Source organism: Pseudomonas sp. WP18 (assembly GCF_036689585.1).
Lineage (GTDB): Bacteria > Pseudomonadota > Gammaproteobacteria > Pseudomonadales > Pseudomonadaceae > Aquipseudomonas > Aquipseudomonas chlororaphis_E.
In genome coordinates, this window is sequence record NZ_CP144758.1 from 5,279,334 (window position 1) to 5,295,000 (window position 15,667).

Genomic DNA, 15,667 nt, shown 5'->3' on the forward strand with positions numbered 1-15,667 from the left:
GTAGCCATCAGGCAGGACTTGGGGGAAGCTGTGGAGTACGACGAGTGTTGGCAGGATCGCCGGCGCTGAAAGCTTACCTTGCAGACAAGGACAGTCATGACCACTTCCAGTCCATATCAAGCCCGTTCGCGGATCGGGGATTGCATCTATCCCCAAAAGGCACTCAGTACGCGACTGCAGTATCCCTCGGCCCGGGATTTTCAAGTCCTGCGGACAGCGGACGGACGCGGTTTCGCCGTCATCACTCAGCGAAACTTCGCCCCCATGGAACGCATCTGCCGGGTTTCGGGGCTACTGGTGGGCCGACGAGGCCCGCATACACTGCAGATATTGCCGGACGTGCACATGTACGACCCGCACTTCGCCGGCCTGTTGGAGCATTCCTGCAATCCGAACGTCTTTCTCGACATGAGCGAATTGTGGCTGTGGGCCCTGACCCGCATCGTCAGGGGCGACAGCCTGACCACCGACCGCGCCAGCACCGAACAGAAGCTGTATCGCCAGTTTGCCTGTCGGTGCGGTTCGTCCAACTGTCACGGTTGGATCACAGGTTATGACGAACCGCCCAACGAGCAGGGGATGGAGTTCCTACAGCACTGGCGCCATCGGTGTCATCGCGATTGACCCGCCGAGGTCACGGCGCGCCGACGGGACGCAACCGATACTGCGGCGGCAACTGCTCGAAACCACTGATGGTGGTGTCCAGGCTTTTCCAGCGCCCATCCTTGATGCCGTAGATGCAACCGTGGATCGACAGCTTCTGCCCGCGATGCCAGGCGTTCTGGACAATGCTGGTATGGCCGACGTTGGCCACCTGCTGGATCACGTTGAGCTCGCACAGGCGATCCACGCGCTCCTCTTCGGTTGGCAATTGGGCCAGCGTCTCACGGTGCTCGTAGTACAGGTCGCGGATCGAGCGCAGCCAACCGTCGATCAGGCCCAACTGGCGGTCCTGCATCGAGGCCCGCACGCCACCACAGCCGTAGTGGCCGGTCACCAGGATGTGCTTGACCTTCAGCACGTCCACCGCGTACTGGATCACCGACAGGCAATTGAGGTCGGTGTGCAACACCACGTTGGCCACGTTGCGGTGAACGAACAGGTCGCCCGGCAACATGCCGACGATTTCGTTGGCGGGCACCCGCGCGTCGGAACAGCCGATCCACAGGTACTCCGGGGTCTGCTGACGAGCCAGCTTGGCGAAGAAGTCAGGATCCTCCTGCTTGATCGCATCGGCCCAGCGCGCGTTGTTATCAATCAGATCTTGTAATTCGTTCATGCTTCTTGCCCTCGAGAATAGTGCGCAACTTTGACAGCCGACGGGCTGTAGAGGTCACTTCGGTGACGCCGTTGGAATTCTCGGCACCGCGGCGGGTCCACCCAGTAACACAGTATGAGGAATTGCCATGAATGATTCACGACGTCCCTTCGACGCAGCGCAGCCGGAACCGATCGACGACAACGAAGACCGCATGGGCTCGATGCACGAGCTGGCATTCGACGACGAACAGCCCAGCGCGAAGATCGGCGACGAGCTGCCGGAAAACGAGCGCGAACACCTGATGCCCCGTGAGCGGGTGCGCGAAGCGGGCCTGACCGGCGCCTCGACGGATGATCACCAGCCGACCGACGACGACCTGAGCCCCGAGACCCTGATTCGCGAAGACGGCGCCCGGGATGCCCTCGAAGCGGGCGACGATGGCCAGGCGGATTGGGACCTGAGCGTGGTGGATGAGGATGACATCGGTGGCGGCGATGGCCTGGACGAGGCCGAAATGGCCGACATCGATCCGCTGGATGGTAAGCGCTAGACCTCTCATGTGGGAGCGGGCTTGCTCGCGAATGCGGTGTGTCAGTTAACGAGTCTTTCGGCTGACACACCGCATTCGCGAGCAAGCCCGCTCCCACAAGGGCATGCGTCATGCCCGTTGGACCATCAATCCACCAACGTGCACGCCATGACCACTGCGTCTTCACGCCCGCCCACCGCCGGGTAGTAATCGCGGCGCCGGCCGATTTCGTTGAAACCGTAGCGCTCATACAGCCGAAACGCCGTGCGGTTGCTGTCGCGCACTTCCAGGAAGCACTCCCGGGCCTCGGCCTTGTAGGCGATGGACATGAGGTGTTCCAGCAGGCGCAAGCCCAGGCCGCGGCCCTGGTTTTCCGGCTTGACGGTGATGTTGAGCAGGTGCGCCTCATCCAGGATGATCTGGACCACGCCATGACCCACCTGCTGCTGGCCTTCGAACATCAGCCAGATCTGGTACTTGCCCAGCCCGTCGAGAAAGATGCCCCGGGTCCAGGGGTGGCTGTAGGCGGCGTATTCGACTTTCAGCACAGCGTCGAGGTCCGCCTCGGTCATCGGGCGGAACGATACAGCGTCACTCATTCGATTCTTTCCAACGCGCCATCAGCCGGCGCATGGCTTGCCAGACGTCAGCCTTGCGCTGTGGCGTTTCCATTAACAGTTCCAGCCCGGGCAACGCCCAGGCCGAGCCCAGGCCTTCGACCTGCAGTTCGCGATTGAATGCCTGCGCGTCTGCCTCGCCGGCGAACTTCACCGCCGGCAGGCCGATCAGCCACAGGCACACGCAGGGCTCGTCCTCGAGCCGGGCCGAGACAAATCCCTGGACGAAATCCCGCGCCGCCTCCGGCCCCTGGTCCAGTGCCCCACGGGACAACAGCGGCCAGCGCACCGGCTCGCCGATGATCTGCGGGCTGTCCGGCAGGCCGGCGGCGCGCAGCATGTCCTTGAGCAGCAGGTAGGCCGGGTCTCGGCTCTGGAACGGCTCGCCGGTGGGCAACTCCACCAGCAGCAGGCAACGTCCCGCGCGCAGCAGTTGCAAGGCGAACCGCGGTGGCGCGACCGGAGGGGCCTTGACCGGGGCCGCGGCCTCTTCGGCCTCTTCCATCGGCTTGGCGTTGGTACGAGTCGAGGCCAGGCTCGGACGCGGCACTTCGATTTTCGGCCGTTCGGGTTTAGGCCGCTCGGGCATCGGCACCGACGGTTCGGCGGGCGCCCGGGCCACCGGCATCGCCGGCACCGGCGCAACGTCCAGCGGCTCGGGCGTGTCCAGCAGCTCGGGCCGCGACGGGGCGGCGAAGGGCAATTCGGTACGCGGCAGCCAACTGACCACCTGCATGGCGGTCAGATAGGCGCGGCGACGAGACTCGATAAGCAAGGGTCGGCCACTTGTGGATAACGGAAAGTGGGAGGGATTCTACCGCCCTTCGACGCGGATCGCTTCCCTGTTGAGCCAATAGTTGGGCGATCCGCACGACAGTCCGTCTCAGGGGTGAATCGCAACCGGCCCGATGCAGTACAATCGCCGCTTTTAATTGCCAACCCGACGGCCATTGCGATGATCGAACCCAAGCGCGTCTTGCGCGCCCTCGCTGAACACTGGGCATTGCTGGAACCTTTGTGCGAGCACTTCGACCAGGGCACCCTGAGCCTCAACGAACTGCGTTCACAACTGGCCGCCCAACAACTGGACAGCACGCCTCAGGACATCACCAACCTGCTGGACGTGTGGATCCGCCTGGACATCCTGGTGCCGGTGGCAAAAAGCCCGAACCGCTTCGAACTGAACGCCCAGATCCACGATTTCCTCGCCTACCTGCGTCGTGAACACCGCCTGGGCCTGTGCCTGGAGATCGAAGCCTACCTGCGCCACCTCGAACGCCTGGCCGGCTATATCCAGGACGCCTTCGACGTGCGCGACGGCAATGACCTCGCCCGCCAACTGCGGCTGCTGGACATGCGCGTGCGCGACGTCCTGAAGAAACTCGCCAATGACGAACAGGCCCTGGTGGCCGTGGCCGAACGCGCCAAGACCAGCGACCGGCAGATCCCGCTGCGCCAGCGTTATGCCGAAGTCCTGGCGACCTGGGACGAGTACGTCGAGCCGATGATCCAACTGGTGAACGCCGACGGTGCCTTCGAGCAGGGCGTGCGCAAGGTCGAGAACGTTCTGTTGCGCATGCTCACCGAACAACAGCGCCTCGGCCACCTGGTGGACGACGACATGCTGCTGCGCACCCACGCCCGTATCCTCGAGATGCAGACCAGCGCCCAGTTGACCCTGCGTCATGCCCGTGAACTGTTGCTGCCGCTGCGCGAAGAAGCCCGCCGTCACAACGCCGTGACCCGTGGCGCCGCGCTGGCCCTGGCCGCCATTCGCCGCAAAGGCCTCGATGCCGTGCCCCAGGCGGCCATGCCGCTGTTCACCCGGCCGCAAAGTACCTTCCTCGGCAGTGCCAGCCAGGTGGAAGCCTATGTCTACGCCCTGGCCCGCTTCGAGCCGAAACCGGCGCGCTTCCCCAAGTCCCACAAGACCCACAAGGGTGGCGACGCCCCACGCGCGCCGCGCACCGCACGCGAGATGGTCGAGCGCTGCGAAGAGGCGCTGCCGATGCCGGACCTGATGACCTGGCTGCTGGAGCAGGAACCGGACAGCGCCACCGACGAATTGCTGTACTGGTTCTCGCGCCTGTCGCGGGAAAAACGTTTCAAGCGCGAGCGTCTGGAACGCCGCGAATACTACACTCACGAGCATCAGGTCAGCCTGCGCTCCTTCGCCCTGCTCTCGGCCCGCGACAACGCTGCCGAAGATTCTGCGAGCATCCCCCATGCATCTTGATCTATCCGAACTGTCCCAGCTGGCGCCGATCTTCCGCGAGCTGTTCAAGGGCTACCACGTCAGCCGGCGCGACCCGGAGTTGTACGCCCAACTGTCCAACTTCCAGGACCAGTACCGCACCTTGTTCAAGGCCTTGGGCTTCGAACTGGTGTGCGACACCCGCGGCTTTTATTACTTCGTGCCGGACCTGGCTGCCGCGGCGGTGAACAAGACCGCCCAGCGCCTGGCCCTGTTCACGTTCATCCTGGTCGAACACCTGGCCGACCAGGGCCGCGACCCGATCGCCGTGCTCGATGGCGGCAGCCTGGGCCGCGATGAGCTGCCTTCGTTGCTGGAAAAGTACCGCGACCTGTTCATCCAGGCCGAAGTCCAGACCCAGGAAGAACTGGAAGAAAAAATCATGCGCCGCATGACCCAGCTGGGTTTTGCCAGCGAAGACAACGGCGTGTACCGCTTCTTGCCGCCGATGCACCGCTTCCTCGACGTCTGCCTGTCGGTCCAGCAGGACCGTGACCTGGCCGCCAGCGTGCACAGCGTGCTGCCGTTGCCGGCGCCGGTGCTGATCGACGAAGACAGCGACGAGAAACTGCTGCAGACCGACGACCCGCTCGACCTGGCCCCTTTTGAAGACGAGAGCGAAGAAGATGCACTGGCCCGCGCCATTGCCGAAGAACAGGAGACCGACGCATGAGCCAGGAACGCTACGGCATCCGCCGCTTCGCCCTTTTGAACACCGCCGGCTACAGCCTCGGCCTGTTTCCGCTGGAAGAACCGCTGTCGGTGTATGGCGCGAACAACCTCGGTAAATCCGCCTCGATCAACGCCTTGCAGTTCCCGATCCTGGCGCGCATGTCGGACATGAGCTTCGGCAAGTACAGCCTGGAACAATCCCGGCGTTTCTACTTTGCCTCGGACACCAGCTACATCCTCGTGGAAGTCGCCCTGCCCCATGGCCCGCACGTCATCGGCGTGGTCGGTCGCGGCCCTGGCGGCGGTTTCGGCCACCAGTTCTTTGCCTACGCCGGCAAGCTGGACCTGGCTCACTACCAGAAAGATGACACCTGCCTGCGCCAGAAGGAGCTGTTCACCAACCTTGAGCGCGAAGGCCTGAAAGCCTATGAACTCAAGCCGGATGAGCTGCGGCGCCTGCTGGTGGGTGGCCACACCTCGATTCCCCTGGACCTGACGCTGATCCCGCTGCGCTCCACCAGCGAGCAGAGCCTCAAGACCTTCCGCGCACTGTTCATCAACCTGCTGCACATGCGCGAAATCACCGCGGCCAAGCTCAAGCAGCTGTTCCTCGACGCGTTCGAACACAGCCTGCGCTCCGGCAGCGTGGACTACATTGCCGCGTGCGAAGAAGCGTTCCGTGACGTACGACGCATGGAGCAGGACTACAACTCCCTGGTGGCCGCCGGCCCATTGGTGGAAGCCCTGGCCAATGGCGTGAAGCAACGCGACATCCTGCGCGGCAAACTGCATCGCCTGTCGCCGCTGCTCGACTCGCTGCTCGGCACCTGGTCGGACTACGCCAGTGCGCGCAAGGAAGAGTTGACCCTCCAGGCCGAACACTACCGTAACGAGCAGGACGCGCTGCAAAACGACCAGCGCGGCGGCACCCAGGAACTGATGCGCCTGGAGCGGGAAATAACCGGCATCCAGCGCTGGCTCGGCGAACTCTCGGTGCTCAAGCATCGGTTTGCCCTGGTCGATGACGTCAAGCTCCTGGAGCAGCAGTTGCTCGCCGCCAAGGACGCCCACGACGAACTGGCCGGCGCCCTGGCCCAGTCCCGGCAGTTCAGCGCCGAGGACCTGGACGAGCGTCTGCGGGACCTGGAAAAGCGCCTGAAGTCAGTCAAGCAGCAACTCGATCACGCCGACAACAACAGCTATGCGCGCCTGCGCGAGGAGTTCTCCCAGCAGGACGTCGAACGCCTGATGCGCCTGTTCAACAGCGCCCTGTTCAGCCTGCCACTGGGCGAACACGGCATCGCGCTGGACGAGGACGGCCAATGGGTCAAATCCCTGGAACTGATCCTCGACGGCTTCAAGGGTGAGCGCTTCGAAGTACCGGGCCTGGCCATCGACCTGTCTCACATCGAACCTCCCGCCTTGCAGGCACTGGCCGACCGTGCCGCGTTGCGCGACCAGAAGGAACGCCTGGAAAAAGAACTCAAGCAGCTCAAGACACAGCAGGCCGTCGCGGCCGACCGTGCGGCAAGCAAGACCCAGACCGAAGCGCTGTACCAGCAGGTCCTGGACGCGCAGAAAGCCCTGGAAGACTTCCGTCGCACCCAGACACTGAGCGCCGAGGAAGGCGAGAAACTGGAACAACTGGCGCAGATGGAAGCCGCCCAGGACGAGCTCAAGCGTTCCAGCGATGCCTTCACCGAACGTGTCCAGCAACTCTCCGCCAAGCTGCAATTGGTGGGCCGCCAGATCGCCGACATGGAAGCCAAGCAGCGCACTCTCGACGACGCCCTGCGTCGCCGCCAGTTGCTGCCGGCGGACCTGCCGTTCGGCACGCCGTTCATGGACCCGGTCGACGACTCCATGGACAACCTGTTGCCGCTGCTCAATGACTACCAGGACAGCTGGCAAGGCCTGCTGCGGGTCGATGGCCAGATCGAAGCGCTGTACGCCCAGGTACGCCTCAAGGGTGTCGCCAAGTTCGACAGCGAAGACGACATGGAGCGGCGCCTGCAACTGCTGATCAACGCCTATGCCCACCGTACCGACGAAGCCCTGACCCTGGGCAAGGCACGGCGCGCGGCGGTGACCGACATCGCCCGGACCCTGCGCAACATTCGCAGCGACTACGACAGCCTCGAACACCAACTGGCCCTGTTCAACCGCGAGATCAACAAGCGCCAGGTGTCCAACCTGCAGAGCTTCCGTATCGTCCTGGCGCCGAACAAGGAAGCCCTCAAGCACATCGACCAGATCATCCACAGCGCCGGCCAGTACGAGGAAGGCGAAACCCTGTCGGTGTTCGACCTCAGCCAGAGCGCGGAACAGGACAACAAGAACGAAGAGGCCAAGGAATACCTGGCGCGCCTGGTGGCGGCGAACCACAACCAACTCGGCCTCAAGGACCTGTTCGAACTGGCCTTCGAGATCACCAAGGTCAATGGCCAGCCCGTCATCCACACCGACATCGACGGTGCGGCGTCCAACGGCACCACCATGACCATCAAGGCGCTGACCAACATGTACCTGTTGCTGCACCTGATGGACCGTGAACAGGCCGGTCGCGTGCGCTTGCCGTACTACCTGGACGAAGCGGCGGACATCGACGAGAAGAACCAGGCCGCATTGCTGGAAACCAGCCTGCAACTGGGCTTCGTGCCGATCCTGGCGAGCGTGAAGCCGCAGGTCTGCGCCAGTGTCGCCATCGATCTGGAAGGTGGCAGCGGCCCGAGCGGGATCTACATCGACGAGGCGGACTGGAAGTACATCCGTCGCCGCGATGCGGTCAAAGCCACGGTGAACGCACAGGCCGACGAGCCGGAGCTGGACCCGGTGTGAGGTGAATCGCCGGGCATGAAAAAGGCCGCGATCCATGGATCGCGGCCTTTTTTATTGCTCGGTGTTTTTGTTCAGGCCCCTTGGCGAGCGGGTGATCCCTTGAGGGAGCGAGCCTGCTCGCGAATCCCTACTTATCGATCTTGATCTTGGGTGCCCAGGTCAGCCATTCATCTTCGAATTTATCGAACAGCGCGAAGGTCTGCTCCGGTCGTGCCGGGCTGCCCATCCGCTCGCCATCCGGCGTGGCGAAGGCGATGCCGCCTTGGAGCAGTGTCTCCAGCGATTCGGTGCGCACCGTTGCGCCTTTGAACAAACCGAAGTCCAGGCCAAAGCCACTGCTGTTCCAGAATCGCGTGCCGCTGCGCACCAATGGCGCGTACTTGGGTTCGATCAGGATATGGATCAATACCCGATCCGCGGTCTGGCCCAATTCATATCCCGTGACCTTGCCCACCGTGATTTCGCGGTAGGTCACCGGCACGCCGATCTTCAACGAGCCACGGCGAGCCGCACTCAATACCAGGCTCAGGCCGGCTTCTGGCACGGCCGTTTCCGGTGGATTGGCAAGGGCCACGAAGTTCTTCTGTGGCCCCAGGTTCTTCGCCGAAGGTTGCACCTCGATGTACTGGCCGCTTACCAAGGTCTCCAGGTTGGAGGTCTTCATCAAGCCCAACTCGGGCTTGACCACCCAGAACTGCGAACCGACCCGGGCGATGCGCTCCGGCACTTCGGTGATCCGCGCGCTGAGCAGCACCGATTGCATATCGGCGCTCAGATCCACCGTTTCGATCTTGCCCACATCCAACCCTTTGAAACGGATCGGCGTGCCGCTGCGCAAACCATCGGCGCGATCGACCTTGATCGTCACCAGGGTGCCTCGCTGTTGTGCCGCTTCACGGTCTTCGAACAGGCGGAAGCGTGGGATCCGCCGTTTCAGCGGCACATTCGGCTCCGGAGTCTCAAAGGAAATCCCGCCGGCCATCAGGCTTTGCAGGGACTCGCTCTTGACCTGGATACCGCCCGTCAAGCCGCCCGTGAGGGTGATGCCACTGGCGTTCCAGAAACGTGTCGAGCCGTTGACCAGTCCTTCGTATTCCTTCTCGATGTGCACACCGATGATCAACTGCTTTTTCTTGCGTGAGAACTGGTAGCTCTGCACCGAACCGACCTTGACCTGTTTGTAGAGGATCGGGCTGCCGACCTCCAGCGATCCCAGGTTCTCGGTGAGCAGGACCAGGTGCAGCCCGGGTGAACGCAGGTCCAGCGGCGGCGCCTTGGCCCGCGCCTCGAACTCACGCTGCGGGGCGCCCCCCTTGTCCCCGGGGCGCACGGCAATGTAGTTACCCTTGACCAACGCTTCCAGGCCGGTGATCCCCGCCAGGGAGATCGATGGCTTGACCACCCAGAACTGGGTGCCGGTGACCAGGTAATCTTCAGCCAGCGGATCCATGGTCAACTCGGCCGTGGCGCTGGACAGGTCCGGATCGACCTTGAGGTTCTTCAGGCTGCCGACCTGGATGCCTTTGTACATTACCGGCGTACGGCCGGCCTGCAAGCCTTCGAAGTCGCTGAGCTTGACCTTCACGCGGATGCCCGCGGCAGCGGCGTCAAAGTCTTCGTAGAGCCTGAACGGCAGGCTCGGGTCTGTCGGCGGACTGTCCTTGCGGCCTTCGGGCGTGGCGAATGCAATACCACCGGCCACGATGCTCGCCAGGGACTCACTACGCACCTTTACGCCCGACAGGTTGGCGTCGATGCTGATGCCGCTGGCGTTCCAGAAACGCGTGTGCTTGCGCACCAGGCTGGCATAGGTCGGCTCGATGAACACCTTGATCTCGACGGTGCTCTGATCCTCGGACAGCAGGTAGCTTTTCACCTGGCCGACCTGGATCTGTTTGTAGAACACCGGACTGCCGCGGTTCAGCGAACCCAGTCGGTCGGCCTTGATGGTCAAGTGCAACCCCGGCTTGGAATCCGACAGCGGCGGTTCCTCCGCCAAGGCCTTGAACTTGCGGGTCGACTCCCCTTCACCCGGGCTGATCGCCACGTAGTTGCCCGACACCAGGGTTTCCAGGCCGGTGATACCGGCCAGGCTGACGCTCGGCTTGACCAGCCAGAAACGCGTTCCGGTCTTCAGGTATTGCTCGACGTCCTTGTTCATCTCAACGGTGGCGATCACGCCTTTGGAGCTGCCTTCATCGTCCAGCGTCAGGGTCTTCACCTTGCCCACCGACATGCCCTTGTAGACGATTTCGGTCTTGTTGGCCTGGATGCCTTCGCCGCTTTCGAAGCGTACGTTGATCTCGATCCCGGTGTCGTTGTAGGCCCGCCAGCCGAGCCAGCCGCCGATGATCAGGGCAATCAACGGCAGGATCCAGATGGCCGACCAGTTCGAAGCCGGTCGGGTTTTTGCGGTAGGCAAATCAGTCATGGTCGTTATCCGACTCCGTGTTATCCCAGATCAGTCGGGGATCGAAGGTTACTGCGGCAATCATTGTCAAAATCACTACGCTGGCAAAAGCGATGGCCCCCAGCCCGGCTTCGACACTGGCAAGGCGACCGAAATTCACCACCGCCACCAGGATGGCGATCACAAAGATATCCAGCATCGACCAGCGGCCGATGAACTCGATGAAACGGTACATGAGGATGCGCTGGCGCGCCGACATCGGCTGGTGCCGTTGTACGGAAAACAGCAACAGGGCAATCCCCACCAACTTGAACGTGGGCACAACGATACTGGCGATGAACACCACTGCGGCGATGGGGATCATGCCGTGCTGCACCAGCTCGATAACGCCGGCCATGATCGTGCTCGGGGCACCCTGGCCCAGCGAGTTGATGGTCATGATCGGCAGCAGGTTGGCCGGAATATAAAGAATCGCGGCAGTGATCAACAACGCCCAGGTCCGCATCATGCTGTCCGGACGACGGGGATGAACCCGTGCGCCGCAACGGGTGCAGGTTTGCTTGTCGGTCTCGGGGTCCTGTCGATTCAACTCATGGCATTCCGTACAGATCAGAATGCCTGCATCAATCGCCCGCATGGTCATCCTCTCCTGATAACGCTTGCCAGATCTGATGCGGTGACATCGCCACTTCCAACCAGACCTGGACCAGCAACAAACTGATAAAGCACACCAGGCCGAGCCCTACGGTGATGGCCGCCATGTCCGCCAGCTTGACGATGGCCACCAGCACGCCCATGAGATAGACCTCGAGCATCCCCCAGTCGCGCAGATGGTGATAAATGCGATACAGCAACAGCCCATAGCTACGCCCGATATTCAGGCGAATGGTCAACAACACAAGCAATTGACAAAGCAGTTTGAGGAGCGGAATGCCCATGCTGCACAGGAACACCACCACCGATATGCCCTGCATGCCCGTATCGAACAGGCCGACTACACCGCTCCAGACGGTGTCCTGGGAGGACTGCCCGAGCAGGTTGAGCTGCATGATGGGTAGGAAGTTGGCCGGCACGTACAACAGCAGCGCGGCGATAACCAGGGCAAGACTGCGTTCGACGACATTGTGCCGGTGTGCGTAAAGCTCATATCCGCAACGGGGACACTCGGCTTTTTCGCCATGGGCCAGCCGAGGCTTGCGCATCAACAGGTCGCATTCATGGCATGCCACCAGATCGTTCAGGGGTAGATCTGACAATCTCTTGGTGTCTGACGGATCGGGCATAAAGCGCTCTGGCTCAGCTAAGGAAGGGCTATTCTAGTGCCCTCGCTGGTAAATAACCGTGCAAATTTATCACGAGCTTCCACTGGTGTTTTATGGCGGACAAAACAAAACCCCAACTGCTTTCGCAATTGGGGTTTCGGAATTTAATCTTGACGATGACCTACTCTCACATGGGGAAACCCCACACTACCATCGGCGATGCATCGTTTCACTTCTGAGTTCGGGATGGGATCAGGTGGTTCCAATGCTCTATGGTCGTCAAGAAATTCTTGAGCCAGCGCGCTTTTCAGCGTTCCAGCAAATCGGGTATGTGATCAGGTGTGAGCCGCAAACTTTCGGTTCGTTTCGTCTTCACCACACCGCAATCTGGCTTTCTAAGCGCAAATTGCTTGGGTGTTATATGGTCAAGCCTCACGGGCAATTAGTACAGGTTAGCTCAACGCCTCACAGCGCTTACACACCCTGCCTATCAACGTCGTAGTCTTCGACGGCCCTTCAGGGAGCTCAAGGCTCCAGTGAGATCTCATCTTGAGGCAAGTTTCCCGCTTAGATGCTTTCAGCGGTTATCTTTTCCGAACATAGCTACCCGGCAATGCCACTGGCGTGACAACCGGAACACCAGAGGTTCGTCCACTCCGGTCCTCTCGTACTAGGAGCAGCCCCTCTCAAATCTCAAACGTCCACGGCAGATAGGGACCGAACTGTCTCACGACGTTCTAAACCCAGCTCGCGTACCACTTTAAATGGCGAACAGCCATACCCTTGGGACCGGCTTCAGCCCCAGGATGTGATGAGCCGACATCGAGGTGCCAAACACCGCCGTCGATATGAACTCTTGGGCGGTATCAGCCTGTTATCCCCGGAGTACCTTTTATCCGTTGAGCGATGGCCCTTCCATACAGAACCACCGGATCACTAAGACCTACTTTCGTACCTGCTCGACGTGTCTGTCTCGCAGTCAAGCGCGCTTTTGCCTTTATACTCTACGACCGATTTCCGACCGGTCTGAGCGCACCTTCGTACTCCTCCGTTACTCTTTAGGAGGAGACCGCCCCAGTCAAACTACCCACCATACACTGTCCTCGATCCGGATAACGGACCTGAGTTAGAACCTCAAAGTTGCCAGGGTGGTATTTCAAGGATGGCTCCACGCAGACTGGCGTCCACGCTTCAAAGCCTCCCACCTATCCTACACAAGCAAATTCAAAGTCCAGTGCAAAGCTATAGTAAAGGTTCACGGGGTCTTTCCGTCTAGCCGCGGATACACTGCATCTTCACAGCGATTTCAATTTCACTGAGTCTCGGGTGGAGACAGCGCCGCCATCGTTACGCCATTCGTGCAGGTCGGAACTTACCCGACAAGGAATTTCGCTACCTTAGGACCGTTATAGTTACGGCCGCCGTTTACCGGGGCTTCGATCAAGAGCTTCGCGTTAGCTAACCCCATCAATTAACCTTCCGGCACCGGGCAGGCGTCACACCCTATACGTCCACTTTCGTGTTTGCAGAGTGCTGTGTTTTTAATAAACAGTCGCAGCGGCCTGGTATCTTCGACCGGCGTGGGCTTACGCAGCAAGTGCTTCACCCTCACCGGCGCACCTTCTCCCGAAGTTACGGTGCCATTTTGCCTAGTTCCTTCACCCGAGTTCTCTCAAGCGCCTTGGTATTCTCTACCCAACCACCTGTGTCGGTTTGGGGTACGGTTCCTGGTTACCTGAAGCTTAGAAGCTTTTCTTGGAAGCATGGCATCAACCACTTCGTCACCCAAAGGGTAACTCGTCATCAGCTCTCGGCCTTGAAACCCCGGATTTACCTAAGATTTCAGCCTACCACCTTAAACTTGGACAACCAACGCCAAGCTGGCCTAGCCTTCTCCGTCCCTCCATCGCAATAACCAGAAGTACAGGAATATTAACCTGTTTTCCATCGACTACGCTTTTCAGCCTCGCCTTAGGGACCGACTAACCCTGCGTCGATTAACGTTGCGCAGGAAACCTTGGTCTTTCGGCGTGGGTGTTTTTCACACCCATTGTCGTTACTCATGTCAGCATTCGCACTTCTGATACCTCCAGCAAGCTTCTCAACTCACCTTCACAGGCTTACAGAACGCTCCTCTACCGCATCACTTACGTGATACCCGTAGCTTCGGTGTATGGTTTGAGCCCCGTTACATCTTCCGCGCAGGCCGACTCGACTAGTGAGCTATTACGCTTTCTTTAAAGGGTGGCTGCTTCTAAGCCAACCTCCTAGCTGTCTAAGCCTTCCCACATCGTTTCCCACTTAACCATAACTTTGGGACCTTAGCTGACGGTCTGGGTTGTTTCCCTTTTCACGACGGACGTTAGCACCCGCCGTGTGTCTCCCATGCTCGGCACTTGTAGGTATTCGGAGTTTGCATCGGTTTGGTAAGTCGGGATGACCCCCTAGCCGAAACAGTGCTCTACCCCCTACAGTGATACATGAGGCGCTACCTAAATAGCTTTCGAGGAGAACCAGCTATCTCCGAGCTTGATTAGCCTTTCACTCCGATCCACAGGTCATCCGCTAACTTTTCAACGGTAGTCGGTTCGGTCCTCCAGTCAGTGTTACCTAACCTTCAACCTGCCCATGGATAGATCGCCCGGTTTCGGGTCTATTCCCAGCGACTAGACGCCCTATTAAGACTCGCTTTCGCTACGCCTCCCCTATTCGGTTAAGCTCGCCACTGAAAATAAGTCGCTGACCCATTATACAAAAGGTACGCAGTCACAGAACAAAGTCTGCTCCCACTGCTTGTACGCATACGGTTTCAGGATCTATTTCACTCCCCTCTCCGGGGTTCTTTTCGCCTTTCCCTCACGGTACTAGTTCACTATCGGTCAGTCAGTAGTATTTAGCCTTGGAGGATGGTCCCCCCATATTCAGACAAAGTTTCTCGTGCTCCGTCCTACTCGATTTCACTTCTAAGATCCTTTCGCGTACAGGGCTATCACCCACTATGGCCGCACTTTCCAGAGCGTTCCGCTAAAATCAAAGAAGCTTAAGGGCTAGTCCCCGTTCGCTCGCCACTACTAAGGGAATCTCGGTTGATTTCTTTTCCTCAGGGTACTTAGATGTTTCAGTTCCCCTGGTTCGCCTCTTGCACCTATGTATTCAGTGCAAGATAACCATCTTATGATGGCTGGGTTCCCCCATTCAGACATCTCCGGATCACAGTCTGTTTGCCGACTCCCCGAAGCTTTTCGCAGGCTACCACGTCTTTCATCGCCTCTGACTGCCAAGGCATCCACCGTATGCGCTTCTTCACTTGACCATATAACCCCAAGCAATCTGGTTATACTGTGAAGACGACATTCGCCGAAAATTTGCATGTTCAATTAAGAACGCTCACAAATTTTACCTTAGCCTGATCCGTTACCAGTGAAAGTAACGTTCAGTCTATCTTTCTATCACATACCCAAATTTTTAAAGAACGATCCAGTCAAAAGACCAGAAATCAACATTCACCATCACGTCGATGGAATGCTCATTTCTAAGCTTTCAGTCTCAGAAGCAGTAGTGGTGGAGCCAAGCGGGATCGAACCGCTGACCTCCTGCGTGCAAGGCAGGCGCTCTCCCAGCTGAGCTATGGCCCCGTATTTCTACAGGCGTTTCCCACACAAAATTGGTGGGTCTGGGCAGATTCGAACTGCCGACCTCACCCTTATCAGGGGTGCGCTCTAACCAACTGAGCTACAGACCCAATTTCGAGCTTGTAACTGTTAGCGTGCGCTATCAGCTTGGAGCTTAAAGCTGCTTCTAATCGTCTTCTTCAATGAATCAAG

The 15,667-nt window shown here is 59.8% G+C and carries 11 protein-coding genes, 2 tRNA genes and 2 rRNA genes; 5 read left to right on the forward strand and 10 right to left on the reverse strand.

What is annotated here, in order from left to right:
- Positions 1 to 96: 96 nt before the first annotated feature.
- On the forward strand, positions 97 to 624 hold the full coding sequence (locus V5F23_RS23460) for a hypothetical protein (protein ID WP_042729253.1): 528 nt from the start codon (positions 97 to 99) through the stop codon (positions 622 to 624).
- A gap of 10 nt (positions 625 to 634) precedes the next feature.
- On the opposite strand, the gene can is transcribed toward V5F23_RS23460, so the two are convergent.
- Positions 635 to 1,279: a carbonate dehydratase gene (gene can, locus V5F23_RS23465; RefSeq protein WP_042729252.1), complete on the reverse strand. Its 645-nt coding sequence runs from the start codon at positions 1,277 to 1,279 to the stop codon at positions 635 to 637.
- Between the two features lie 127 nt (positions 1,280 to 1,406).
- Between can and V5F23_RS23470 the strand changes: the two genes are divergently transcribed.
- A complete protein-coding gene (locus tag V5F23_RS23470) occupies positions 1,407 to 1,811 on the forward strand; it encodes a hypothetical protein (RefSeq protein WP_042729251.1) in 405 nt (134 codons plus the stop codon).
- 125 nt (positions 1,812 to 1,936) lie between these two features.
- Here the strand turns inward: V5F23_RS23470 and rimI are convergent, their stop codons facing one another.
- Both rimI and V5F23_RS23480 read right to left on the reverse strand, forming a co-directional pair.
- Entirely contained in the window at positions 1,937 to 2,389 is a 453-nt protein-coding gene (gene rimI, locus V5F23_RS23475) for a ribosomal protein S18-alanine N-acetyltransferase (protein WP_042729250.1), read from the reverse strand.
- Positions 2,382 to 3,182: an energy transducer TonB gene (locus V5F23_RS23480; RefSeq protein WP_080922046.1), complete on the reverse strand. Its 801-nt coding sequence runs from the start codon at positions 3,180 to 3,182 to the stop codon at positions 2,382 to 2,384. Before V5F23_RS23480 ends, rimI begins: the two co-directional genes overlap by 8 nt.
- Before the next feature lie 180 nt (positions 3,183 to 3,362).
- On the opposite strand from V5F23_RS23480, the gene mksB reads away from it, so the two are divergent.
- The 3 genes from mksB to mksF are packed head-to-tail and all read left to right on the forward strand — an operon-like array spanning position 3,363 to position 8,171.
- The gene (mksB, locus tag V5F23_RS23485; RefSeq protein ID WP_042729248.1) at positions 3,363 to 4,643 is read left to right on the forward strand and encodes an Mks condensin complex protein MksB; all 1,281 of its coding nucleotides are present in this window, start codon (positions 3,363 to 3,365) and stop codon (positions 4,641 to 4,643) included.
- Positions 4,633 to 5,334: an Mks condensin complex protein MksE gene (mksE, locus tag V5F23_RS23490; RefSeq protein WP_024778194.1), complete on the forward strand. Its 702-nt coding sequence runs from the start codon at positions 4,633 to 4,635 to the stop codon at positions 5,332 to 5,334. Before mksB ends, mksE begins: the two co-directional genes overlap by 11 nt.
- Positions 5,331 to 8,171 carry an Mks condensin complex protein MksF gene (gene mksF / locus V5F23_RS23495; protein WP_123579892.1) on the forward strand — a complete coding sequence of 947 codons (2,841 nt, stop codon included), beginning with the start codon at positions 5,331 to 5,333 and terminating at the stop codon, positions 8,169 to 8,171. The genes mksE and mksF overlap by 4 nt, the downstream gene beginning before the upstream one ends.
- A 127-nt stretch (positions 8,172 to 8,298) precedes the next feature.
- Here the strand turns inward: mksF and V5F23_RS23500 are convergent, their stop codons facing one another.
- From V5F23_RS23500 to V5F23_RS23530, 7 genes are all read right to left on the reverse strand, one after another.
- Entirely contained in the window at positions 8,299 to 10,602 is a 2,304-nt protein-coding gene (locus tag V5F23_RS23500; RefSeq protein WP_042729246.1) for an MlaD family protein, read from the reverse strand.
- Positions 10,595 to 11,218, reverse strand: a complete 624-nt coding sequence (locus tag V5F23_RS23505) for a paraquat-inducible protein A (protein WP_042729245.1) — start codon at positions 11,216 to 11,218, stop codon at positions 10,595 to 10,597. Before V5F23_RS23505 ends, V5F23_RS23500 begins: the two co-directional genes overlap by 8 nt.
- Positions 11,205 to 11,864: a paraquat-inducible protein A gene (locus tag V5F23_RS23510; RefSeq protein WP_042729244.1), complete on the reverse strand. Its 660-nt coding sequence runs from the start codon at positions 11,862 to 11,864 to the stop codon at positions 11,205 to 11,207. Before V5F23_RS23510 ends, V5F23_RS23505 begins: the two co-directional genes overlap by 14 nt.
- A gap of 147 nt (positions 11,865 to 12,011) precedes the next feature.
- Positions 12,012 to 12,127 (reverse strand): 5S ribosomal RNA (gene rrf / locus V5F23_RS23515).
- A gap of 137 nt (positions 12,128 to 12,264) precedes the next feature.
- Positions 12,265 to 15,156 (reverse strand): 23S ribosomal RNA (locus V5F23_RS23520).
- Positions 15,157 to 15,402: 246 nt separating this feature from the next.
- Positions 15,403 to 15,478 (reverse strand) — tRNA-Ala (locus V5F23_RS23525).
- 30 nt (positions 15,479 to 15,508) lie between these two features.
- Positions 15,509 to 15,585 (reverse strand) — tRNA-Ile (locus V5F23_RS23530).
- Positions 15,586 to 15,667 lie beyond the last annotated feature (82 nt).

What these genes read in the sequence shown, in the direction of transcription:
- mksF (WP_123579892.1), top strand. Translation starts at nt 5,331, where the DNA reads ATGAGCCAGGAACGCTACGGCATCCGCCGCTTCGCCCTTTTGAACACC.
- rimI (WP_042729250.1), bottom strand. Translation starts at nt 2,389, where the DNA reads ATGAGTGACGCTGTATCGTTCCGCCCGATGACCGAGGCGGACCTCGAC.
- mksB (WP_042729248.1), top strand. Translation starts at nt 3,363, where the DNA reads ATGATCGAACCCAAGCGCGTCTTGCGCGCCCTCGCTGAACACTGGGCA.
- V5F23_RS23500 (WP_042729246.1), bottom strand. Translation starts at nt 10,602, where the DNA reads ATGACTGATTTGCCTACCGCAAAAACCCGACCGGCTTCGAACTGGTCG.
- V5F23_RS23505 (WP_042729245.1), bottom strand. Translation starts at nt 11,218, where the DNA reads ATGCGGGCGATTGATGCAGGCATTCTGATCTGTACGGAATGCCATGAG.
- can (WP_042729252.1), bottom strand. Translation starts at nt 1,279, where the DNA reads ATGAACGAATTACAAGATCTGATTGATAACAACGCGCGCTGGGCCGAT.
- mksE (WP_024778194.1), top strand. Translation starts at nt 4,633, where the DNA reads ATGCATCTTGATCTATCCGAACTGTCCCAGCTGGCGCCGATCTTCCGC.
- V5F23_RS23510 (WP_042729244.1), bottom strand. Translation starts at nt 11,864, where the DNA reads ATGCCCGATCCGTCAGACACCAAGAGATTGTCAGATCTACCCCTGAAC.
- V5F23_RS23460 (WP_042729253.1), top strand. Translation starts at nt 97, where the DNA reads ATGACCACTTCCAGTCCATATCAAGCCCGTTCGCGGATCGGGGATTGC.
- V5F23_RS23470 (WP_042729251.1), top strand. Translation starts at nt 1,407, where the DNA reads ATGAATGATTCACGACGTCCCTTCGACGCAGCGCAGCCGGAACCGATC.